A 23,841-nucleotide genomic window follows, 5' to 3' on the forward strand; every position below is an offset into this window, starting at 1 on the left:
GAGAGTCACCTTTACCTTAATATTTTGCTGCTTCGGATGGCGGGTTTAAAATTTCATGTACTTGTTCGTTAGATAAATCATAATCGTAAAAGCGTTGATAATAGTCCTTAATCTCACCATTCATATCATAGTCAAATAGCTCGGGGTGATTTTTCTGAGCCATCCATTTCAGCATTAAAGGCGCATCGCCGCTTGGCGGATACCAGCGATAGATTCCTAGCGGCATTTTATATACCTTTTTATCTTGAACCGCTTTTATTTGGCTCCAATCTTGACCGTCAAACACATTATTAAATAAATCTTCCGGCTGAGTTTCAGTAAAGTTCGTAATGTAAATAATGTCAGGATTCCATTTATAGATTTGCTCCATATTGACGGCTTTAATTCCATCGATTTCATCTTCTGCTACATCAATTCCGCCTGTTGCATGAATCCAGCGATTGCCGTGCATATTTTTACCTGGCACTGATATCTCTCCGTTGCTGTGGTATTGAAGCACCATCACGCGCGGTTTGTCTTCCTCTTTTACATCAGAGAGGGTATCATCTATCATTTTTTGATTCTTCTCACCCTCTTCTATAATGGCTTCAGGGCGATCAGATATCCCAGTCACTTCTCCTGTTAAGGTTAACCATCTGTTTAATGTATCAAGAGGGTTCATAGAATCAGTGGTTGTGTCTAGAGCAACGGTTGTAATTCCAGTTTCTTCAAGCTTCTGAACCGTTTTCTCCTGATTGGCAATTTCGAAATATACTTGAGGATCCAGTGTCATAAGTTCCTCAATATTTACTTCTCCATTTTCAATGAAGTTTGTTTTTGCATCCAAAATGGAAGGTGATAAATCCTTTAAAATCGAATTGGATGCCGCATTATATGAGTTGGGATGAATACCGACGATTTCATCTGTAGAATTTGTCCCTATGTACCATGTGGAAAAGTATGGTAGGATACTTCCCATCACTACACGATCTAATTCTCCCGGAATCTCAACCTCTCTATTTAACTCATCTGTAATGAGCTTAGTTTCCTTGCTTGGTTCTAAATCTTTATTAGATACAGTGTCGCTGTCTCCGCATCCTGCCAGTAAAAATAGTAAACTAGCACTGTATAAAAATAATTTTCCTTTCATATTTATCTCCTTCTCTGCTAATATATTAATTGATAATGATTTTCGTTATCACTATTTAATTTAACCTATTTGATAATGAGAATCAATGTCAATAATATACTGGGATAATTTACAAACCTAAATAGAAGACAGCAGCTACAGGAGGGAACAGCCTTGACTCAGAATAATGATATTTTGTATTTAGACCCTGGCCATGCTTTCGGCATAGGCAGCAGGGAAAGTTCATTTATTAAAAATAATTTTCAGCTTGTCGATCAGTACGAGTTAGAAGCTATTGATTTGCATGAATATAAATGTTTAGTTGTCCATGATTTTATTGATCAGGAGTTCATGTTTAAACAGAGGGAGAAAGTTCGCTCGTTTCTAGATGCTGGAAAGATTGTGATTTTCGCTGGTCATTTGTTTAAGGAGTGGCTGCCAGGGTGTCCACTATTTACACCGAAGGAAATACATCAATTTACTGATTACGAGATTTCAATTGCAGCACCGCATACAATTTTTTCTGGAGTTATTTCAGAAGAAATGACCTTTAATAAAGGGGTAGCCGGCTTCTTTGCGCGGGGAACTCATTCACCTGTGCCTGCAGGTGCTGAGGTCTTGCTTACCTTGCCGGGTGCTATGCCAGTTACGTATATTGACCGCCAGACAACTAAAGGAACCATTTTTGTTCACGCAGGCAGAGACTTGTTTGTTAACCGCATGCAAGGAAAGTCTACAGATCGCATTAGTGTGCAGCTGCTGCAATGGGTTCATGAAGAATATCGAAACTTACAAGGCGCGGGTGAAAAAATATGAGAAAAATCGCAGTCGTTTACAGTGGGAATAGCGCTCATTATCGCACTTTCAATGAGCCAAAATATCGCAAATTTATAGCTGAGCTTATTTACTTGCCGGATTTACTGGAAGCATCGCTTGAAAATTATGATGTGCTAATTGTGCCATCTCAATTAAATGAGCGGCTTCTGCTTGGTGCAAAAGAGAAGATTCTTGCCTTTGCTGAACAAGGGGGAGTGGTCGCGGCTTTCGGCCCTCAGCCATGGGAATGGCTGCCCAACCAAAAATGGGAGGAAAGGGAAACGAATTTTTGGTGGTGGAAGGAAAAGGGCGCTTCTAGTGGACTAGTGTTAGCAGCACCACAGCATGATTTGTTTAATTATATTACACTCGAAGATGCCACATGGCATCAGCACGGTGTATTTTGGCCGGTTAATGGAGCGGAAAAGCTTATCACAACAGAGGATGGCGGTGCAGTTTTATATGTTGATAAAATCAGCACTGAAGGAACTTGGATTGTGACTACGCTTGATCCGGATTATCATTTTGGTTCATACTTTATGCCGGCGACAGAGCGCTTTTTAGATGGATTTTTACCTTGGCTTGCGCAAGGGAAAATCTCCTGAGAAAAAGAAACACCCCTTTCATTTCTCAACTCCTTTTAGCTGAAACCGCTTTACAATCTAGCAAAACAGCAATATAGTATTTATGGTATATATTAACAATATAGGGGAACTAAGAGGATGAAAAAGGGGAAATTTTTGAGAAGTATCATTATCATTTTAATAGTGCTATGTGCAGCTTGTTCCGCGGAGCAGCCTGTCGCTGTAGAAGGTGAAGTGGAGGCTGAGGCAGCTTCTCTACAGACGAAAATTGATGGAAAAGTGAATGCAGCTGAGGCAAGTATCCAAGAAGATGAGAGCATGTATATCGTCAATGATTCAGTCAATATGAGGCAGCGCCCCTCAACAGATGAACAGATAGAAGATGTACTGTATGAAGGTGAGGAAGTGCGCTTTTTATCAGCTGATGGGTCATGGTTTGAAGTTTCAAATGGAGAGGCTAAAGGATTTGTTCACCAATCTTATCTCGATCTTCCGGATCAAGAATCTGAATCTACTGGGCGCGATGTTTTGATACTAATGTATCATGCAATTGATGACTATAAAGGTTCCGGCAGCAAAGAGCTGTATGTTACACCGGAAAACTTTGAAAGTCAGATGCAATACTTAAAATCTGAAGGGTTTACACCGATCACCTTTGCTGATTTAGATCATTTGAAAGAAATCGAAAAGCCTGTATTAATTACATTAGATGACGGCTATAAAAACAATATGAATGCCTATTATATTTTGCAAAAATTAAAGGATGATGATTTTCCGGCAAAGGCAACCATTTTTATGATAGGAAATAAGATTGATCAGAAACATGGATTATCGACTGAGCAATTAAAAGAAATCACTGCTTCAGGAATTATTTCCATACAGTCGCACACAGTCACTCATCCTTCTTTGCCAACAATAGGGAATTATGAACAAGAGCTAGGTGAAATAAAGAACCAGCTTGAAGGGATTACAGGGGAAAAGGTCATTGCACTTGCCTATCCTGCTGGTAAATATGATGATAAAGTGATTGAAGAAACAAAAAAGTACTATGATTATGCTGTCACTATCCATCAAGGGATTGCCGATATGAGCGAATCACCTTATGAAATGAAAAGAATCCGTGTAAATTACACTACAAGTATAGATGGATTTGAATATATGGTAAATCAATAAAAACAGAGGGTTTCTACCTCTGTTTTTATTTTGATAAAATGTAAGAAAAGAGGGGAAAGTTGTACTTTATCTTGCACCAGACGAATGTCTCTTGCGGTTTTTAGTCTATCCCTTATACTACGGTAGAAGCAGGAGGTGTTTCACGTGGAACAATTATTATTTGTGTTGATTATTTTTATTGCGTCTATCCTTCAGACAAGCACAGGCTTTGGTTTTTCTATTTTAGCCACGCCGTTTTTATTATTGCTGTTTGAGCCTGCTGAAGCGATACAAATTAATTTAATCCTGTCCTTATTTATTTCGATTTCTTTAATGGGGAAAATCAGCAAGGATATCGACGCTGGTATTTTAAAAAGGCTTATCATCGGAAGCATTGTCGGTTTGCCTATAGGAATCATTGTGTTTCTTTTCATTAACATTCAATGGCTGAAGCTTGGGATTGGCATCCTCGTGCTGGCCTTAACAGGGATGATGATGCTCCAGTTCCGCATTAATCAGACAAAAGGAAGAGATTTAGGTGTTGGAGGCATGTCAGGTGCTTTGACAACGGGCATTGGTATGCCAGGTCCGCCATTATTGCTTTATTTTTCAGGCACTGATACAGAAAAGGCAAAGCTTCGTGGAACGACTTTAGCGTTCTATTTATTTATATATGTAATCAGCCTTTTGATTCAGGTAATTTTTGCAGGGACAACGAAAACAGTCTGGGTTTCTAGCGGAATTGCCCTGCCGATTGCAGTATTGGGGATGATTTCAGGCCAATTATTATTTAAATGGATTAATCAGCGTGTCTTTAAGGTATTTACCTATGTGATTTTATTGTTCACAGGGATTTATTTGTTGATTGATAGTTTTTAGCATTTGTTTTTGGTGTATTCTTGTACATACATTTAAATTTTGTGTCGGGGTCTTGCAGGGTATTAGGAATCTAGCGCTTTCTTTTCAACTTTCACACAGATTTCAAGTTAATAAAGTACCTGCCATTGTAAAAATTAATTTACACTGTCAGGTACTTTCTTTTTTAGGTTCATCGCTATTCAGGTGTTGATATGGGAAAAATGCTACAAAAAAACCAACTGAAAAAACAAATGATTTTTCAGTTTTCTCTTAAATTTCTCTCTTTACTAATTCTTCAAAAAATAAAATATTCTCTTCGAATTGAGGGACGGATTTCTGCGCTTCTGCATCTTTTACAAGCTGGACAACCAAATCATTAAATGGAGTGCGGACACCGAATTCTTTTCCTTTTTCAGAGACCACACCGTTTATATAATCAATTTCGGTTTTTCTTGATTTTTCAAGGTCTTGAAGCATACTAGCTTTTAGGAGCGCTTGCGGTGAAAAAGCTTGCTTTGCTACACCGATGACAAAAGGCATATTGCTTTTTTCTTCATTGATAGTAAAAATGCCGACATGGACACCAGCTAATGTAGTAAATTCGACACCAGCAGCAGCTCCTGCCTTTAGAGTTTCGTCAGCCAGCATGACAGCACTTGTAACAGCTGCTTCATGATTTAAAATATCGCCATAGGTACATCCTAAAGCAGCTGACATGCCACTCATAGCTACATTTACGAGTAATTTTGACCATTTTGTACCTACTAAATTTTCAGATACCTCAGTTCCGCCTACTAAATTAAGAATCTCTTTTATGTGAAGAATTCGATCAGATTGATTTCCATTAAGCTCTCCGATTTGAAAAGCATTTGCTTTAAAAGCATCAGCTGCAGAGGTTAACTCTGATACGCCTGGTTCAACCCATGTAGCGCCAAATTCAACTGAACCGCCAATAACTCTATCTTCTCCTAAAGCAAAAGAGAGACTTTCTTCCGGAACCCCATTTTGCAATGAAAGTACAATCGTCTCATTATGAATATATTGTTTAAGGTTATGTAGGACATCCTCGTTAAAGACTTGTTTTGTTAATAGCAGAACGAGATCGTATACGCCTGTCATTTCATCGGGAGTAAGGGCTTTAACAGGTAAAGTCTCACTTACAGTTCCGACTATGGACGCGCCTTTTTTATTTAAAGCATTTACATGTGCCTGATTTACATCAATGAGCTCAACGATATCTGTTCCTTTTGATAGATAAGCACCGATAATCGTACCCAATGAACCTGCACCCATGATGGCTATTCTCATATGATTATTTGCTCCTTTAAATATAGTTTGTTTGTATTGATTAAAAAGTCCTATTTTTCTAATAAAAATTATAGATAAATGTGAATAAAGCATCAATAAATATTCCTAATATGGGTATAATGTTATAAAATAAGGTAATATACGGAAGTGTTAGAATTACATTCTCATAGGGTCTGAAAGGGGAAAAAATATGAAGCTGCAGGATAAATATAATACAGGGAGAGTCCATAAAGTCAATCTGACATTGATTATTTTCATGGTAATTATGCTGATAGTGCCAATCGTTTTGGACAGAGGTGCAGCAGATTCACTTTCTGTAATGATTGGTGGAAGTATAGTAATCATTCTCGCTGTTATTAATTTCTTTTTGCCTGTAAATACCTATTTAAAAGGGTTTTGTTTTGCTTTATTACCATACTTAGTAGTCATTGCACTCTTTTATTTTGATGGATTTGCTTTAAACAAACATTATTTAATTCTTTTTACGATAGCAATGGTCTCACTATACTTTAAAAAAGAATTAATTCTCGCCTTTTCAGCAGTTTATAATATTACCTTTACTGCAACATACTTTTTTAGCTCTGCTAATTTGCTAGATTCAAGCGATTCGATAAGAAGCATTTTTACGATTCTATTTGTTACGAATGGAATCTTATATTTGCTCTACTTATTGTCAAATTGGGGAAGGACGTTAATAGAAGAATCATCTATTAAAGAAATGGAAGCGAAGGAATTATTAGATAAGCTAAAAGCAACCTTTGATTCTATTGATAGAGGAACAAATACATTAGAAAATAATATTAATCAATTTAACGTAAACATCACGACGATTTATGAATCGAGTCATCAAATCCTTGAAGCTGTTCAGCAAATGGCTTCAGGCATTCAAGAAGAAGCCAACAGCTTAAGCATCGTGAATGAATCAATGGCACATTCATTGGAGAAAACAGATGAAACGATTGCTATTTCCCAAGGACTTGTAGAAAAATCAGATGAAATGAATATAAAAGTTCAGGATGGATGGAATAAAATCCAGCAAGCAACAGAACATATCAGCACAGTGAATTCCACGATTCGCTTAACTGCTCTAACTGTATCTGAAGTCCACTCCAGTCTTGAAAAAGTCAATTCTTTATTGGAGGGAATTAAGCAAATTGCTGATCAGACAAACCTGCTCGCACTTAATGCAGCGATTGAGTCAGCGAGAGCAGGCGAGCATGGCAGAGGTTTTGCTGTCGTCGCAGATGAAGTCCGAAAGCTCGCAGAACAGACAGCTGAAATTACCGTATCGATTACTGATGTGACCCATACACTCTTCCATAAATCAAAGGAAGCAAGGGAGAAGTCAAGCGAGGGTGAAACAGCTGTTAAAGAAGGGCAGCATTTATTAGATGAAGTTGCCGATTATTTTACAGAAATACGCGATTCATTTGAACAAACGAATAATGAATTATCGAAAGGCATGGGAGAAATAAAATCGGCTACCGACACGTTTAGCCATATCCAAGCACAAATCGGAAACATGGCAAATATTTCCGAAGAAAATGCAGCTTCCACTGAAGAAATTGTTGCCACACTCGAGGAGGAGCATGGGATGATTTCTTCAATTAATCAATCTGTTGCAGAAATCAAGAAATTAAGCAGTGAATTAAAAGAAATGGTCAAAAAGGGAATTAATTAGCGATGAGAGATCTTTCATAAGATCTCCTTTTTTATCGGGTTTATTTCCACGACCCTTTCAAACATCTTACACTGAAAATGAGATCTGAATTTTGTGATCATAACCTGAAATTTACCCTATTTATGATGAAAGTAATCTCTTATTTTTACTAGCAATCTTATCATTTATATCAAAGAATGAGTTAATCGAAATTCCTACAAATGGTCCTTCAATGACAATACCTCTTAATGCTGGTATTCTGGGTGGAGATTAACTCGAGTGGAGTCTTATCGTTTTAGATTGTTTAATTAGTTAAAAAACAAAAATGTAAGAAATAGTGGTGTATACCCTTTTTCTTACATTTTTTGTGTTATCGTATATAATAAAGTCATATCCTTTTGAAGGAGCAATATTATGTCTAATAAAAAGATTGTATTATACGGTAGCTTGTCTATAATCTTTGTTATTACTCTGTTTTTTTCATGGTATGAGGGCAGTGGTATAAGAGATGATACTTTTGAATGGGGTAACTCAACTTATTTTACAAATTTTTCAAAACAAGGTATAACTTACCCCTCAGATATATCCAATTTAGATCATTTTGTATATGCAGCGAAATTCAACCCGATTTTTCCTTTAATTATGATTCTATCTATCCTACTTATTGTATCAATAGCATTATGGGATCAATCGAGTATTTATAGCATGACAGGATTATTTGTTCTAGGACTTATATTAATAATCATTTCAGTTTTAAATTACGCTCCATCCACTATTGGCGCTAAATATTTTGTATATACTTTTATTATATTAGGCATTTCTTATGTCACAGCTTCTTTATTCTTTTTCGTTAAGAAAAAGAATATTCATTAGTAGAATGAAAGAGTGAAGGATACTATTTAAAATCGTTTAACCCGCACTCTTTTTCTGTATTAATTAGTAAAAAGCCAGGTCCCCATAAATTTAATCAACACACAAATGATTTTCTAACTCCTTTTTTCACTAGACATTATCAAGCGCGATAATCTCACCTTATTTGCTTAAATCGAAATAACTAATGTATTTTTCCCATTATTAGACGATGTGGTTTTTGCAAAATTAGGATAATGATATAATAGGAGTATTTTCAGCTGATTTAGAACATTGCGGTTTTAAGGAGTATTATAGATGATTAATAAAAAAAGAAAGGGGAGAATGCCTTTTTTTCTTCCTAAAATATTCAATTTAAAACTCAAAATGCTTCTCCTAATAAGCTTATTAATTATTGGGATATGCATCATTTTTTTTATGTTTCTTGAAAGGGTCATTTCAAACACAATTGAAGATCAAATCGGCAAACGTGCTTTGAGTTTGGCACATAGTGTGGCGAATATCCCTGAAATTAAAGAAGCCTTTCTTACAGATGATCCTTCTTCTATCATTCAAGAGATTGTTCTGCCGATTCAAAAACAGTCAGGAGCAGAATTTATCGTTGTCGGCAATAAAGAAGGCATCAGATATGCCCATCCAAATCCTGAGGCAATAGGAAAGAAGATGGTTGGCGGTGATAATGATCGCGCTTTAAATAAAGGCGAGGCTTACGAGTCGAAAAAAGAAGGAACATTAGGGCTTTCCATCCGCGGGAAGGTGCCAATTTATTTGGACGGGGAAATAATCGGCGTTGTTTCTGTTGGCTTTTTAAATGATGATGTCCAGCATACTATAAGCGACCAAAGTAAATCCTTATGGCTGACAGTGGGGGTTATTATTCTTATTGGCATTACAGGTGCTACATTCATCACAAATTATATAAAAAGGCTGCTCATTGATATGGAGCCGGAAGAAATCGCGCATTTATATCAGCAGAACGAAGCAATTCTTCAATCTGTCCATGAAGGAATTATTGCTGCTGATGAAGGCGGCTGTATTACAGCGATGAATAGGTCGGCGAAGGAGATTCTTTTTTCACAGGAAAGTGAAAGAGGGAAAACCTATATTGGCTTATATTTAAAAGAAACCGTTCCCTCACTTGATATAAAAAAAAGAAATACCTTTTCCAATCGTGAGATGGTGATGGGTGAAAATATTGTTCTTGTGAATCAAACCTCAATATACAATGAAGACACATTTGCCGGCACGGTGTATACAATTCGTAAAAAAACAGAATTGGAGAAGGTTACCGAAGAACTAAAGAGGATTAAACAATATGCAAACTCGCAGCGTGCACAAACACATGAGTATTCAAATAAACTTCATATTATCCTAGGGCTTGTCCAAAATGATCATAAGGCTGAGGTCATTGACTTTATAAAAAAAGAAAGCAATCTTCAGCAGGAGCGACTCAAATTTTTATCTGAAAAAGTAGCAGATCCGCTTATTCAAGCATTGCTTCAGGGAAAATATAATCAGGCAAACGAACTTGGAATCAGCATGAATATTCATCCTGACAGCAGGATGGAGCATCTATTCTCAGAAACTGAACAGGATGCGGTACTAACAGCGTTAGGGAATGTGATTGAAAATGCATTGGAAGCAGTAAAAGGAATGAGTCATGGCAGAAAAAGAATCAATATATTTTTCACTGATATTGGTGAAGATTGCCTATTTGAGGTGGATGATTCTGGACCAGGGATTGAAGAAGGAAATGTTCCCCGTATCTTTGAGCAAGGGTTCTCAATGAAGGCGGGTGCCAATAGAGGGACAGGCCTGGCGCTGTCGAAAATTGCTGTTGCACATGTGGACGGTGAGATTCTCTATGAAGAAGGCGAGCTTGGTGGCGCGAGTTTTATGATCGTCATACCAAAAGGTGGAGAGGAGTAGCAGCTATGGAAGAAATAACAGTGCTCATCGTTGAAGATGATTTTAGAGTGGCTGAAATCAATCGTCAATATGTTGAACAAGCAGCTGGTTATATCGTCCAAAAAATAGTATACAGCGGCAGGGAAGCGCTTGACTATTTGGAGGACAGTGAATACTTGCCTGATATTGTTTTACTAGATGTATATATTCCTGATGTAGACGGAATGGATCTTATGTGGAAAATCCGTCAAGCATATCATGAAATAGACATCATGATCGTCAGTGCTGAGAAGGAGGCGCAATCGATTAGCGCAGCCTTTCGCGGAGGTGTATTCGATTATATAGTAAAGCCTGTTGACCACGAGCGCTTTAGCAAAAGTCTAGATAATTACCGTGAATATCGAAATCTATCAAAGGCCAAAAAAGAATGGGAGCAGTCTGATATTGATGGCTTAACGAGGAATCTACAAATTCAAGGAGGATTAGACAGCTCAGGAGCCTCATTGCCAAAAGGGATTGATGCGATCACTTTAGATAAAATGATTGAGCTTTTTTCCGTGATGGGGATGGAGGCTGTTACTGCCAATGAAGTAAGCTCTGCACTTGGAATCAGCCGGTCGACAGCGAGAAGGTATTTAGAATATCTAGTTTCATTGAAAAAAATGGAGACAAAATTAATATATGGAACGGTAGGAAGACCACAGCGCAAATATGTTCTTTCGTGAAACTTATGAACAAAATTAACAATATGAATTTTATTTAATTTATGAACGTAAACTATATCCCTTTTCCCGCTCGTGGTATTTTCATACTAATCTAAAAAAATACAATTTTATGTTCGATTGAAAACGCATTCATTATTTTTAGATTCTTTAAGTGTGAATGTCACGGAAGGGGATATATATACATGAGTTTGAGCCTAATAGGATTTATAACGATTTTGGTTATCGTTGTGTTGCTTATCAGCGGAAAAGTTACACCAATTGTAGCAATGGTTTTGCCGCCTATATTAGGCGCCCTTGTTGCAGGATTCAGCATCACAGATGTGGGTAGCTTCTTTGAAAGCGGCGTCAGTTCTGTCATTAATGTCGCCATTATGTTTATATTTGCTATTATCTTTTTCGGAATTATGCAAGATGTTGGCTTGTTCGATCCAATTATTAATAAGCTTGTCTCATTATCGCATGGAAATATTATTACAGTTACTGTCGGTACAGTCATCGTTGCGGCAATTGCTCAATTAGACGGCTCAGGCGCTTCTACCTTTCTTATTACGATTCCAGCATTATTGCCGCTCTATAAACGTTTAAAAATGAGTCCTTATTTGCTCTTGCTCCTTATTGCTGGAAGCGCCAGCATTATGAATATGCTACCCTGGGCAGGACCACTCGGAAGGGTCGCTTCAGTTCTTGAAATGGATGTTACCGAGCTGTGGCAGCCGCTCATTCCAATTCAAATCTTTGGCATGGTACTAATGGTAGCATTAGCCGTTTTATTAGGAATAAGGGAAAAGAAAAGAATCATCAAATCATATGGCTCACTTGAAGTAGCGGCTGCTCTGGAGGCAGAAGCAGAAGACACGGATAGTATAGTGGAGCAAAAAGCAAACCCGCATGCAAGACCAAAGCTCCTTTGGGTAAATGCTATTTTAGCCCTCTTGGTAATTGGCGTGCTTGTTGCAGGCATTATGCCTGCCGGGTTGGCGTTTATGATCGGTGTCAGTCTCGCATTGCCAATAAATTTTAGAGTAGTCAAAGATCAAATGGACAGGCTTCGTGCTCATGCACCTAATGCATTGACAATGGCTTCAATTATTTTAGCTGCCGGATTATTTTTAGGCATATTAAATGGAACGGGCATGCTTGAGGCAATTGCGAACGATGTTGTCAAAGTGATGCCAACTTCAATAGGGCCGTTTCTGCATATTATTGTTGGTTTCCTTGGAGTGCCTTTTGACTTAGTGCTAAGCACAGATGCATATTATTTTGCATTATTCCCAGTGGTAGATCAAATAGCCGCCACATACGGTGTTGCATCTATATCTACAGGTTATGCAATGATTATTGGGAATATTGTTGGTACATTTGTAAGTCCATTAGCACCAGCTGTATGGCTAGCTCTTGGCCTGGCAGGTCTAGAAATGGGGAAACATTTGCGTTATTCGCTTTTCTGGATGTGGGGTCTCAGCATTATATTAGTAATCACAGCAGCAATTATTGGTTTAATTTAACATATTATTATAAACCTTGGTATATTAGTGTTTATGATAAAAAAGAACTAAAACTATTATCATTCTATTGACAGATGGATTTATAGTATTGTAGCCTTATAGATATAATTGAATAAGGCCTCACTTTTTCTGGTGAGGTAGAGGCGCGGTATTTAATAGTCTATAGCAGAGCGTAAAAAGGCGTGATGAAGCTATTGAGAAGGAAATATCGCCGAAATATATAATATCCTTTTATATTATATGTTGGGTCTGCAGTTAAGAGCTGCAGGACTGTCTCAATAAACTGCCCGGTTTATTGAGGGGAACTATCTCGTAAATGGGAAAAGTAGAGGATTTAGGCTAACGTATATGCAAAAGACCTGAGTTCATCTCAGGTCTTTTTTGTATTATTTTATATATTTAGAATAATCTCATTAAATATACTATTTAGAGGGGGAATATATATGAAAAGGAAACTATCGTTATTTGCGGTTATTGCGTTAGTTACAAGTTTATTTTTAGCAGCATGCGGTTCAGGTGGTTCTGAAGGTTCAGGGGATTCTGGCGGTTCAGATTCTGGTGGAGACGATGTATTTAGAGTTGGAATGGAGGCAGGCTATGCTCCATTCAACTGGACGCAAATGGATGATGCAAACGGCGGTGTGAAAATTGATGGCAATCCAGAATACGCCGGCGGCTATGATGTGGAAGTTGCTAAAAGGATTGCTGAAGGCCTAGGCAAGGAGCTTGTTATTGTAAAAACAGAATGGGACGGACTTGTACCTTCTTTGAACTCAGACAAAATTGATGCCATTATTGCAGGCATGTCCCCGACAGAGGAACGTAAAGAAACAATTGACTTCTCCGATAATTACTACAACTCGGATCTCGTCATGGTAGTGAAAAAGGGTGGAGACTATGAAAACGCGACTAGTATTCAGGACTTTAGTGGCGCAAAAATTACAGCACAGTTAAACACATTCCATTATTCTGTTATTGAGCAAATTAATGGTGTATCCCAGCAGCCGGCAATGGACAGCTTCCCTGCCATGCGTGTGGCTCTTGAGTCAGGCATTATTGACGGGTATGTTTCTGAGCGCCCGGAAGGTGTGAGTGCATCAAGTGCAAATGAAAATTTTGCAATGGTGGAATTCAAAGAAGGGTTTGAGACATCTGAAGATGATACTGCTATTGCAGTCGGTGTAAAGAAAAACAGTGAGTTAACAGATAAAATAAATGAAATTTTAGCAGGTATCTCAGAAGAAGAGCAAATCAAGATTATGGATGCTGCCATAGAGAATCAGCCAGCGGCAGAGTAATAATGAAGAGCCGGCTGCATGTAAATGTAGTCGGCTTTATTGATTTAAGAATAAGCATAAATTTTTTCAAGTTAGAAAAATGTCTAGCTCCAGCGCCTATCGCCTCTCAAACTGTTCGAAAAAGCAAGCCCTTACAGTTTGAGGCTCACAGAAAGTGGGTTATGCAGATGCTGCTACAAGTAGTGGCGATGCGTTCATTGATAGAGCAAGGCGCTTGGCTTTTCTACAAGGAGGAGCAACAATGACGTTAGAATGGATTTTTAGAATCGTTGAACAATATTGGCCAATGTTCTTGCGGGGAGCAGGTATTACGCTTCTCATTGCTTTAATAGGAACTGTATTAGGTGGAATGATCGGATTGCTGGCAGGGGTTGTGCGTACAATTCCATGCCCAGAGCGCGGTGTAAAAAGGTATTTGTTAAAAACGATTAACTTTATTTTATCCGTGTATATCGAATTTTTCCGCGGAACACCAATGATTGTTCAGGCAATGGTAATTTTCTATGGAGCTGCGTTAGCCTTTGGCTACCATATGAATCCAATCATTGCTGGAGTTGTAATTGTATCAATTAACACAGGCGCGTATATGGCTGAAATCGTCCGCGGAGGCATTATTTCTGTTGATAAAGGTCAGTATGAAGCGGCACAGGCTATTGGGATGAACCATATTAAAACGATGATAAACGTAGTCATGCCTCAAGTCATCCGAAATATTTTACCGGCGACAGGCAATCAATTTATTATAAATATTAAAGATACAGCGGTATTGAGCGTCATCTCTATATCAGAGTTATTCTTTGTTACGAAAACGATAGCAGGAAATAATTATCGCTATTTCGAAGCTTTCTTTGTTGTATGTATTCTGTACTTTATCATGACATACACAATTACATTGATTCTTCGCTATATTGAGCGAAGAATGGACGGTCCGGATAACTATGTTATGACGGCGAATCAAATAGATACGGCAGAAGATATTAAACGAAAAAATCAAGGGATGTAGCCGCGAATGGAGGGAATAAGTATGGAAGCAGTCATTGATATTCAAGGCTTAAGCAAATCCTTTGGCAGCCATGAGGTTTTAAAGGATATAAACTTTTCGGTGAATAAAGGAGAAGTAGTAACGATTATTGGCTCATCTGGATCTGGTAAATCAACACTTCTGCGCTGCGTGAATCTTTTAGAAAAACCAAGCGGCGGCAAAATTATTTTTAATGGTGAGAATATACTAGATGATAAGCATGATGTGCATCAATACCGTAAAAATTTAGGGATGGTTTTTCAGCAATTTAACTTATTTAATAACCATAATGTAATAGGAAATTGCGTCGTTGGACAGGTGAAAGTTTTAAAACGTTCAAAGGAAGATGCGGAAAAAATAGCGATGAAGTATTTGAAGGTAGTTGGAATGGATGCCTATGTTAATGCAAAACCACGACAGCTGTCAGGCGGACAGAAGCAGCGTGTAGCCATAGCGAGAGCACTTTCTATGGAGCCCGACGTGATGCTGTTTGACGAGCCTACTTCCGCACTTGATCCAGAAATGGTCGGAGAAGTGCTTAAAGTAATGAAGGAACTGGCTGGAACAGGATTAACAATGCTAATTGTTACCCATGAAATGGAGTTTGCCCGTGAAGTGTCTGATCGCGTCGTCTTCATGGACAAAGGTGTTATCGCAGAAGAAGGCACACCTGAACAAATCTTCAATCAGCCTGCACAAGAGCGGACGAAGGAATTTCTGAAGAGAACATTAAAATAAATTGGAAAGCCTGCTGGGAAATTCGCTCAGCAGGCTTTTTGTCGAAAAATGGCGGTGAACGGTACCCATTAATTGAAGACTTTAGCGTCCTTCCTGACAGGCAGTACCTTTTTATAGATTTGCACAATATCTTCTTTAACGGCTCTTCTAGGGTTATTGTGAACGGTGCCATGATCATTCATTGCATCTTCAGCGAGCTGTTCGATATCGTCTGCGGAAAATTCTTTATTAATAAAGTCGAACGATGCTGGAATGTCAATGGATTGTAAGAAATCACGAACAAGTGATATCAGTGTTTTTGCTGATTTTGCATGGCTCTCATAGGAAAGCGAAGGATCTATCATTCTGGCGATATCAGCATACTTTTGCGGGTTGGCTGCGATGTTATGTTCAATAATATGAGGCAGGATGACAGCGTTGGCTATTCCATGCGGAACTTGATAGCGTGCGGACATTGGATGCGACAAGGAATGTACGAGACCAAGACCTCCTGAGTTAAACGATAATCCGGCAAACGTACTTGCTAAATGCACTTGTGCACGTGCTTCAAGATTTCCTTCATGTGCATATGTCTGAGGAAGATTGTCCCAAATCATGCGGATGGCCTGGAGTGCGAGTGCATCTGAGAATGGGTTGGCTGGTAAAGAAACATAAGCTTCAATCGCATGGACGAGTGCGTCTGAGCCTGTTGCGGCCACATGCTTTCGAGGCAGTCCAAGTGTAAGTGATGGGTCAACGAACACAGCTTTTGGAATGAGTAAAGGAGAAGCGAGAATCAGCTTTCTGCCTGCATCTGTATCAGTGATCACACTTGCAAGTGTCACCTCTGATCCGGTGCCAATCGTCGTTGGAATCGCGAAAATCAGCGGAAGTTTGTCTTCGATGGGCTTGCCGCCTAAGGTGTAATCAAGAACAAATCCAGGATGGGTAGCAGCTACTGCCAATGCTTTTGCATAATCCATTGAACTGCCGCCGCCAAGAGCGACAATGAGGTCAGCCTGCTCGAGATGAAAGCTCTTCACGCCTGTCATAACTGAATGGGTAGAAGGATTTGGCTCTACGTCTGAATAAACAACATAATCAACCTTTTTAGCTTCTAATGCTTCCGCAATCGTCTGAACAACACCGGAGTCAATTAAACCTTTGTCTGTAATGATGAAGGCTTTCTTTTTTCCTGAAGCGTTAATCTTATCGGCTAGCTCTTGTTGGACAACGTGATAGCCAAATTTTAAGTCCGTATTCAGACTTAATTGAAAAGGCGCATTTAATAAACCCATCTTTATCCACTCCTTAAAACGAGATTTTAGCTTTCCCTTAATAGTTAAGCGCTTACACGGAGATCTCCTTCCTTTTTCAAAAGAATTATATGAAAAAATTTCTACGCTTATGTTAGCGGTCATTCTGTTAAAATGAGAGAAAAGCAAGAAGTGAGGGGAATGTGAAATGGGAATAGCAAAAGCCGAATATCAATCACCGATAGGGATACTTGAGGTAACTGGAAATGAAAAAGAAATTGAATCGATTCTTTTTAATGAGAAGGAAGAGATAGATTTTCCGGTTACAGATGATACACCTCATGTAATCAAAGACTGTATTCGACAGCTCGATGAATATTTTAGGAGAGAACGAGTTGAATTTAATATTCCTTATTCTGTGAAAGGAACTGATTTTCAGCAGTCCGTTTGGGAGGCTTTAACGTCAATTCCTTATGGAAAGACTGGAACATATAAAGATATTGCTGTATCGATCGGCAATGAAAAAGCAGTCCGAGCTGTAGGCAGCGCAAACGGAAAAAACAAATTAACGATCGTCATTCCTTGTCATCGAATTATTGGCACAAACGGGACATTAACAGGCTATGCAGGTGGTATGGAACGCAAAGAGTGGCTCCTTGCCCATGAGAAGCAGACGTTAAAAGACTAATTGCTATTTTCATAGTATAATCTAGATATTAATTAAAAATAAAAGGATGGTTGCAATGGCATTTGAAACACTCAGCATTGATGAACTCATTAAGAGCCGTCGTTCAGTTAAAAAGTTTAAGCAAGATGACGTGAGTATAGATGAAATTGTTGAATTGCTTGAAGTCGCGAAATGGGCACCGAATCATAAAATGACAGAGCCGTGGCGCTTTTTGCTATACAGTGGTGAAGGAAAAGAGAAGTTTATTCAGGCATACTGCGGGTCGCAAGCTTTAAAGGACGGAAGTCTCCCTGATAAGGCTGTGAAAAAATCAGAATATTTCCGCTCCATTCCGATTCACTTAGTTGTAGTTATGCCTGAGGACCCGCGTCAAAAAACATGGGATGAAGATTATGGCGCAGTGAGCGCCCTTATTCAAAACTTTCAGCTTGCTGCATGGGCAAGGGGCATAGGCATGATCTGGCGCACAAACGATTGGATTTATAACCCTGTATTCCGTGAAGCTATTGGCGTAAAGCCAGGCGAAAAAGTTGTAGCGACGCTCATGATAGGCTATGCGGAGCATGTACCAGAAGCAAAACCGCGTACAACGATTAGGGAAAAGTTAGAAATTATTAGTGAGTAGAGATAGGATATAAGTGCGATAAGAGCGCAAAAATTATACAAATAAAAACACCGTAGAAGCCCAGTTTTACGGTGTTTTTGCTCTATTAGAGCGATTCTTTTATTACCTTTTTATAATAAAGAACAGATAGAATGCCGAATATTGAGTATAAAACGGTGTACACACACATGACCATAATCATCGGCGTCCATAGCTCATTTCCGAATAAGAACCAGCCGGACTGAACAGCGAAATAACTGTGAAATAATCCAAGTACTAAAGGTATGCCGAAATTGAAAAGCTGCTTCGCCTGAATGCCTTTCAGTAAATCAAATTGTGTAAAACCAAGCTTTCTCAATATCGTATAATTGCCTTTTTCCTCTTCTCCTTCATCCATTTGCTTAAAGTATAGTATACAGCCTGAAGTAATGAGGAAGGTGAGGCCTAAGAAGCCGACAATGAACATCGTTAAGCCATAAATTAATTTATACTTTTTTGACATGTCTAGCTGTGATACATTATGGTGGTTAAATTTAAAGCTGCTATACAATTCTTCTGCTTTTTCCAAATCATTGTCATCTTCTAAATCCATGCCGATATAAATCATGGAGTCTATTTGTATTTCCGGATCATAATTTTCCTTTAATTGTTGAAACACTGAATCATCTACAATCGCAGTCGGTACACCACCTGCGGTAAAATGGAATGGAACCACAGACTCCTTGTTTGTTCCTAAAAATTGAAGGGCTAAATCATTTTCTTTCGTTTTTAAAGTGACATCGCCGCCTGCTTTAAAGGACATAAATTGGTCCATAATATCAGCATAACCACTAAATAAAGTTTCATCTTCCTTTAAATTCACACCTTCGATACTTTGCTCGCTTATAACGGGTGTGACCATTGAGGATGTATCCGTCATGTTGCTATCTTCTGTTTTCACTTCAACAACATCCGTCATATCAAAATCGGCTTGAATTACCTCAATTTCTCTCTCCTTATAAAGGATACTGCGGTCATCTAATGCAGTTTTAAACACTTCAGCGTCCTCATGATTCGTAAAGTAATAATCTGTAAGGGCACTGTCATGTGCACTTTTTTCTGCGGAATAGTAGGAGATATAACTAAGAGACAATAAGCCGATCGCTAAAGCCGAAACAGTTGTAATCACCGTTAATAGCAAAGAATTTGATTTCATTCTAAACATAATCGAGGATAATGATAGCACTTCATTGATGTTTAAATAGCCGCCTTTGCTTTTTCTGATTAAGTTTGATACAAAAGTAACTGAGCCTCTGTAAAATAAATAAGTCCCGATAATGACAGATGCCAAAATAAAAATCATCGCGGCTGCTAAGCTATTCATTGTAACAAAGTCACCGCTAAACAATTTTGAAGAAACATAATAGCCTGTGACAATCAAGGTGATACCGAGAATGCCTATGATAATCTCCCATAAGGAAACGCGCTTTACTCGTCCTTCAGCGCTTGATTTAACATGAAATAATGACAGGATGCTCTGCTTTTTAATAAAAATAAAGTTCATGAGCATGATCACTAAATAGATTATGGCAAAGACAATAATGGTCTGGACTAAAGCCTCTATTGAAAATTGCAGCTTGGCAATGTCATCCACACTAGTTACTTTAAATAAAATCATCAGAATTAATTTAGATGTGGCAAAACCTATGAAAATACCGATGGTTACCGAGCCGAAATAAAGCAAAAAATTCTCGGCCGTTAATATCCGGAAAATCTTGTTCTTTGTCATACCAATTAATTGGAATAAGCCAATTTCCTTGCTCCGCCTTTTAATAAAGATATTATTTGCATAGACAAGGAAGACAGTAACAATGGCGATTAAAAGCACGGAGGCCGCTTTAATGCCGGCTCCGCCCTTTACCGATCCGGAAACTTCATCCATTGAAGGATCATATTGCAAAGTAACAAAAGCAAAATAAAGCGCGGAGCTAAACGCTAATGCAAACACATATAAATAATAATTTTTTATATTCTTCTTTAAATTTCGCAGGATAAGGCTGTTAACGCTCATTCTGTACACCGCCCAATATTCCTTGCGTTTTCATAATATCCTTAAAGAAATTCTTGCGTTCTTCATCACCCTTATTGATTTGCGTATAAATTTGTCCATCTTTAATAAAGATGACACGGTCGCAATAGCTTGCGGCAACAGGATCATGAGTAACCATAATAATCGTTGCTTTGCGATTTCTCTTTAATTCACTAAGCTTATTTAATAAATCCGATGCAGATTTAGAGTCTAGAGCCCCTGTTGGTTCATCAGCAAAGATAATGCTAGGTTCATGAATAAATGCTCTGGCAGCAGATGTCCGCTGTTTTTGGCCGCCTGATATTTCATTAGGATATTTATCTTGTAACTCTAGAATGCCGAGCTCTCTAGCTATTCCCTCAAAGCGCTGATTGGCTTCTTTTTTTGATACTTTTTTAATGGAAAGCGGCAATAAAATATTTTCCTTCACCGTTAAAGTATCAAGCAAGTTGTAATCTTGGAAAATAAATCCGAGATAATGCTTGCGGAACTCAGCAAGCTGCTTTTCCTTCATACCAGTCATTTCTTTACCTTCGATTGTAATCGAGCCTGTACTGACTCTGTCAATCGATGATAGCACATTAAGCAAGGTCGTTTTGCCTGAACCTGAAGCCCCCATAATACTGACAAATTCACCTTGGTTGATAGCGATATCCAGCCCTTTTAATACTTCCTGTTTATTGAATTTATTTCCATAGCTTTTATGAATTTTATTTGCTTCTAAAATTTTCATAAATGTGCTCTCCTTTATCACTTGTTAACTTTATTGTAAAAGGGCAGGCTTTTTTTCTCCTTCGATTGTACGAACAAAAGAGAAGAGCATGTGACATTTTTGTCACATGCCCGTTATATGTACAAATTCATTCTCTTTAGGAAAATGCAATGTGAAAGTGGTGCCTTTATCAACAGCCGATTCCACGTTAATATGAATATGAAGGGCATCTGCTGCTTTTTTTGTTAAATAAAGACCCATCCCTGTTGCTGCATGGTCAGAGTGAATGGTTGTCGATGTAAAGCCCTTGTCGAAAATCCGCGGAATATCCTTTGCAGCGATTCCACGGCCATAATCTTTTATCGATACAACGGTTTGTTCGTCCTGTTCCGTGCTGCATACCTCAATTTCTGACGCACTGCTATATTTCACTGCATTAGTTAAAAGCTGCCTCATAATAAAACCGAGCCACTTCGCATCTGAGAGCACCTCTGTTATCGATAAATCAATATCAAAGCCAATCCCTTTTTCAAGGCACCATGACTGCAATTCGCGGATTTCTTTATAGATTAACTTTTCCAAATTTACTTGTTCGATGTATAAATCGTTCTCAATCGATGGAATTCGGTTTTGATGCAGCTGCTGATCGAGGAGAAGGTGAATGCGCAGCCATTCATAGGATAATTGGTTTTTAAGCTGGCTTTCCTCTAATCTTTCTATTTTCAACTGCATAGCTGTTAACGGTGTTTTCACCTCATGAATCCAAGTCAATAAGTCATCCTTCTCCTGCTCTAATGCCAGCTGCTTTTGTTCTGCTATTCGATTCAACTGCAGGGTTTGCCTTTGCAAATTTTCTTCAATCATTTTTTCAAAAGGGCTGTTTCCCTCACTAATGCTTGTTGTATCGAGACTATTTTCCCAATCTTTAATACTTTTATAAAACTGGGTTTCTTTTTGGTAGCGGAAAAAGACAAAAAAAGATAAAAATAAGAAAAAACAAAAAGACTGCATAAAGGATGGACGACATAGCTATGGTTGGATCTATGTAAGCAATAAAAACGATAAAAAGAAGGAGAAATAAAAAAAGCAGAATCCAGCTTATTCTTTCTCTTATATAGCTGAGCCACATATTAAATCCCTTCCTCCAAAGCAATATAGCCTTGTCCCACTTTTGTTTGTATTTGACTGCCGAGACCGATTTCATCCAAGCTTTTACGAAGCCTGTTCACATTTACGGTTAACGTATTATCACTGACAAAACGTTCATCATCCCAGAGGCTTTTTATTAAATCATTCCTGCTAATGATTTTATTCTTTTGCTCCAATAGCTGTTTTAAAATAAACATTTCATTCTTTGTTAATTCAATCGACCCGTTTTCATTGGAAACTGTATGCTTTTCATAATCAACAGTAGCTCCATGCCATGTTTGTAAGTGAACTTGTTCTGAGTTGTAATTATACACACGGCGAAGAGTCGCTTGTATCTTCGCAATTAAAACATCAAAATGGAACGGCTTTTGCACAAAATCATCAGCACCGAGCTGCATCGACATCACCATATCTGTTGGGTGATCTCTCGAGGATAGAAAAATTATCGGAACATTGGAATGGCCACGAATAAGCCGGCACCAATGAAACCCATCAAATTTAGGAAGCTGAATATCTATAATAACTAAATCAGGCTTCACTTCAGTAAATGTTTGCATCACTTGTGCAAAGTCATCAATACCGTATACCTCATAAGACCACTGTGAAAGCCGGTCTTTAATTTCCTTGAATAAAGTTAAGTCATCTTCAATGAGGAGAATTTTAAACAAATGCTTCACCACGCTTGTATAGGCTGTTTTTTTTATTGTATATGAATTCCAATTTTTATGCCATTAAGGGGGGAAACGTCTGCCGCAATCATGTAAAATATAAGTAAAGTATTAATAGAAAGGATGATATTATATTGAAAGAAGTTTTGAAGCGAAGTGAATCAAAAGAGCTAGTGCTTATCCAAGGCTTAAACAAGAGATTGGTTTTTTCTAATGAGGAAAAACAATATTTCTATTATCTCAGGAAAGGAGACCAAGGTGAGAAGTACTGGGCAGATGTACTAAATCGGCTATCAAATGATGTTTTAATCCTTCATGACTTAACATTAAATCATAAACAAACAGTTTTCCAAATTGATACAGTCTGTATATTTCAAAAAGTTGTCCTTTCATTTGAGGTAAAAAACTATGAAGGGGATTTTCAGCTTAAGCCCAATGATTTATGGATCAGCTCATCCGGAGCCGAAATAAAAAGCCCCATGCTGCAAGTGAGGCGAAGTGAATCCATGCTGAGGCAGCTTTTCCAATCTCTCCGATTGAACCTTCCTATCGAATATTATCTTGTATTTGTCCATCCAGAATTCATGTTATATGGTGCACCATCAGACCAAAAAATAATTTTTCCTCCACAAATAAATAGATTCATAAAAACCCTCAATCAAAAGGACTCATCTCTTTACCAGGATCATTACAAATTAGCTAGCCAATTAATCTCACTAAATGCGAAATATATAAAATCAGAACCATTCATACAATACAAATATGAACAGCTTAAAAAAGGAGTTTGGTGTAAAAAATGTAGTAAACCGCTTATTCCCAGATATAACTGCCTCTACTGCTTTTACTGCTATATAGAATACCCTATCGGAGGCGCCATTCTCAGCTATATTGAAGAATTACTTTTACTTTTCCCTAATATAAAAATCACCAAATCAAATTTTTGACTGGTGTGGCGAAATCATATCAAAGAAGGTTATCCAAAAAGTATTGAATAGTAATTTCAAAAAAATGGGTGAGAATCGGCATAGCTACTATGTAAAAGCTGAATGTGACAGTAAAAAGAATTTTTAAGGGAGAAGGGAGAGCGTCTCATCGCCCATCTGAGGGAAAAGAAGAGTAGGAAGGGAGAAGAGCGAGCGTCTCATCGCCCTTCCTACTCTTCTTTT

Annotated in this window: 22 protein-coding genes, 1 pseudogene and 1 riboswitch; of the genes and pseudogenes, 16 read left to right on the forward strand and 7 right to left on the reverse strand. The window is 38.1% G+C overall.

What is annotated here, in order from left to right:
• Positions 1 to 16: 16 nt before the first annotated feature.
• The gene (locus CWS20_RS08320) at positions 17 to 1,129 is read right to left on the reverse strand and encodes an ABC transporter substrate-binding protein (RefSeq protein WP_066188791.1); all 1,113 of its coding nucleotides are present in this window, start codon (positions 1,127 to 1,129) and stop codon (positions 17 to 19) included.
• 153 nt (positions 1,130 to 1,282) lie between these two features.
• Here CWS20_RS08320 and CWS20_RS08325 point away from each other — a divergent pair, with 153 nt between their 5' ends.
• From CWS20_RS08325 to CWS20_RS08340, 4 genes are all read left to right on the forward strand, one after another.
• Positions 1,283 to 1,924, forward strand: coding sequence for a phosphate starvation-inducible protein PhoH (locus CWS20_RS08325; protein WP_066188793.1), 642 nt, complete (start codon positions 1,283 to 1,285; stop codon positions 1,922 to 1,924).
• A complete protein-coding gene (locus tag CWS20_RS08330; RefSeq protein WP_066188795.1) occupies positions 1,921 to 2,529 on the forward strand; it encodes a hypothetical protein in 609 nt (202 codons plus the stop codon). The genes CWS20_RS08325 and CWS20_RS08330 overlap by 4 nt, the downstream gene beginning before the upstream one ends.
• Before the next feature lie 117 nt (positions 2,530 to 2,646).
• Positions 2,647 to 3,681: a polysaccharide deacetylase family protein gene (locus CWS20_RS08335; protein ID WP_066188798.1), complete on the forward strand. Its 1,035-nt coding sequence runs from the start codon at positions 2,647 to 2,649 to the stop codon at positions 3,679 to 3,681.
• A gap of 144 nt (positions 3,682 to 3,825) precedes the next feature.
• On the forward strand, positions 3,826 to 4,539 hold the full coding sequence (locus CWS20_RS08340; RefSeq protein WP_066188801.1) for a sulfite exporter TauE/SafE family protein: 714 nt from the start codon (positions 3,826 to 3,828) through the stop codon (positions 4,537 to 4,539).
• Between the two features lie 249 nt (positions 4,540 to 4,788).
• Here CWS20_RS08340 and CWS20_RS08345 read toward each other — a convergent pair whose 3' ends face one another.
• Positions 4,789 to 5,826, reverse strand: coding sequence for a ketopantoate reductase family protein (locus CWS20_RS08345; protein WP_066191943.1), 1,038 nt, complete (start codon positions 5,824 to 5,826; stop codon positions 4,789 to 4,791).
• 190 nt (positions 5,827 to 6,016) lie between these two features.
• Here CWS20_RS08345 and CWS20_RS08350 point away from each other — a divergent pair, with 190 nt between their 5' ends.
• The 9 genes from CWS20_RS08350 to CWS20_RS08390 all read left to right on the forward strand — a co-directional run bounded on the left by CWS20_RS08350 (position 6,017) and on the right by CWS20_RS08390 (position 15,551).
• Positions 6,017 to 7,507 carry a methyl-accepting chemotaxis protein gene (locus CWS20_RS08350; RefSeq protein ID WP_083957104.1) on the forward strand — a complete coding sequence of 497 codons (1,491 nt, stop codon included), beginning with the start codon at positions 6,017 to 6,019 and terminating at the stop codon, positions 7,505 to 7,507.
• A gap of 393 nt (positions 7,508 to 7,900) precedes the next feature.
• Complete coding sequence (locus CWS20_RS08355) at positions 7,901 to 8,359, forward strand: DUF4306 domain-containing protein (protein WP_066188804.1); 459 nt, start codon at positions 7,901 to 7,903, stop codon at positions 8,357 to 8,359.
• A 294-nt stretch (positions 8,360 to 8,653) separates the two neighbouring features.
• Complete coding sequence (locus CWS20_RS08360; protein ID WP_241504155.1) at positions 8,654 to 10,285, forward strand: ATP-binding protein; 1,632 nt, start codon at positions 8,654 to 8,656, stop codon at positions 10,283 to 10,285.
• Positions 10,286 to 10,290: 5 nt separating this feature from the next.
• Positions 10,291 to 10,989, forward strand: a complete 699-nt coding sequence (locus CWS20_RS08365) for a response regulator (RefSeq protein WP_066188807.1) — start codon at positions 10,291 to 10,293, stop codon at positions 10,987 to 10,989.
• 182 nt (positions 10,990 to 11,171) lie between these two features.
• On the forward strand, positions 11,172 to 12,494 hold the full coding sequence (locus CWS20_RS08370) for a CitMHS family transporter (protein WP_066188809.1): 1,323 nt from the start codon (positions 11,172 to 11,174) through the stop codon (positions 12,492 to 12,494).
• Between the two features lie 130 nt (positions 12,495 to 12,624).
• Positions 12,625 to 12,810, forward strand: a riboswitch (Lysine riboswitch).
• 127 nt (positions 12,811 to 12,937) lie between these two features.
• A complete protein-coding gene (locus tag CWS20_RS08375; RefSeq protein ID WP_066188813.1) occupies positions 12,938 to 13,792 on the forward strand; it encodes a transporter substrate-binding domain-containing protein in 855 nt (284 codons plus the stop codon).
• Between the two features lie 2 nt (positions 13,793 to 13,794).
• Positions 13,795 to 14,037, forward strand: a complete 243-nt coding sequence (locus CWS20_RS08380) for a hypothetical protein (protein ID WP_066188816.1) — start codon at positions 13,795 to 13,797, stop codon at positions 14,035 to 14,037.
• Entirely contained in the window at positions 14,034 to 14,795 is a 762-nt protein-coding gene (locus CWS20_RS08385) for an amino acid ABC transporter permease (protein WP_066188819.1), read from the forward strand. Before CWS20_RS08380 ends, CWS20_RS08385 begins: the two co-directional genes overlap by 4 nt.
• Before the next feature lie 21 nt (positions 14,796 to 14,816).
• A complete protein-coding gene (locus CWS20_RS08390) occupies positions 14,817 to 15,551 on the forward strand; it encodes an amino acid ABC transporter ATP-binding protein (RefSeq protein WP_066188826.1) in 735 nt (244 codons plus the stop codon).
• A gap of 68 nt (positions 15,552 to 15,619) precedes the next feature.
• Here the strand turns inward: CWS20_RS08390 and CWS20_RS08395 are convergent, their stop codons facing one another.
• On the reverse strand, positions 15,620 to 16,828 hold the full coding sequence (locus tag CWS20_RS08395) for an iron-containing alcohol dehydrogenase family protein (RefSeq protein ID WP_066188829.1): 1,209 nt from the start codon (positions 16,826 to 16,828) through the stop codon (positions 15,620 to 15,622).
• Positions 16,829 to 16,994: 166 nt separating this feature from the next.
• Here CWS20_RS08395 and CWS20_RS08400 point away from each other — a divergent pair, with 166 nt between their 5' ends.
• Both CWS20_RS08400 and CWS20_RS08405 read left to right on the forward strand, forming a co-directional pair.
• Positions 16,995 to 17,474 (forward strand): methylated-DNA--[protein]-cysteine S-methyltransferase, encoded by a 480-nt coding sequence (locus CWS20_RS08400; protein ID WP_066188832.1) that lies wholly within the window; start codon positions 16,995 to 16,997, stop codon positions 17,472 to 17,474.
• Positions 17,475 to 17,529: 55 nt separating this feature from the next.
• Positions 17,530 to 18,099 (forward strand): nitroreductase family protein, encoded by a 570-nt coding sequence (locus CWS20_RS08405; RefSeq protein ID WP_066188835.1) that lies wholly within the window; start codon positions 17,530 to 17,532, stop codon positions 18,097 to 18,099.
• Between the two features lie 85 nt (positions 18,100 to 18,184).
• Here the strand turns inward: CWS20_RS08405 and CWS20_RS08410 are convergent, their stop codons facing one another.
• The 4 genes and pseudogenes from CWS20_RS08410 to CWS20_RS08425 form a co-directional block, all read right to left on the reverse strand.
• Positions 18,185 to 20,128, reverse strand: a complete 1,944-nt coding sequence (locus tag CWS20_RS08410; protein WP_066188837.1) for an ABC transporter permease — start codon at positions 20,126 to 20,128, stop codon at positions 18,185 to 18,187.
• Positions 20,118 to 20,879 (reverse strand): ABC transporter ATP-binding protein, encoded by a 762-nt coding sequence (locus CWS20_RS08415; RefSeq protein WP_066188839.1) that lies wholly within the window; start codon positions 20,877 to 20,879, stop codon positions 20,118 to 20,120. The genes CWS20_RS08410 and CWS20_RS08415 overlap by 11 nt, the downstream gene beginning before the upstream one ends.
• Before the next feature lie 102 nt (positions 20,880 to 20,981).
• Positions 20,982 to 21,987: pseudogene (locus tag CWS20_RS08420) on the reverse strand (sensor histidine kinase).
• Position 21,988: 1 nt separating this feature from the next.
• Positions 21,989 to 22,675: a response regulator transcription factor gene (locus CWS20_RS08425; RefSeq protein WP_066188845.1), complete on the reverse strand. Its 687-nt coding sequence runs from the start codon at positions 22,673 to 22,675 to the stop codon at positions 21,989 to 21,991.
• A 134-nt stretch (positions 22,676 to 22,809) separates the two neighbouring features.
• On the opposite strand from CWS20_RS08425, the gene CWS20_RS08430 reads away from it, so the two are divergent.
• Positions 22,810 to 23,619 carry a nuclease-related domain-containing protein gene (locus tag CWS20_RS08430; RefSeq protein WP_066188848.1) on the forward strand — a complete coding sequence of 270 codons (810 nt, stop codon included), beginning with the start codon at positions 22,810 to 22,812 and terminating at the stop codon, positions 23,617 to 23,619.
• Positions 23,620 to 23,841: the final 222 nt, after the last annotated feature.

The sequence above is a fragment of the Cytobacillus horneckiae genome (assembly GCF_002835735.1).
GTDB lineage: Bacteria > Bacillota > Bacilli > Bacillales > Cytobacillaceae > Cytobacillus > Cytobacillus horneckiae.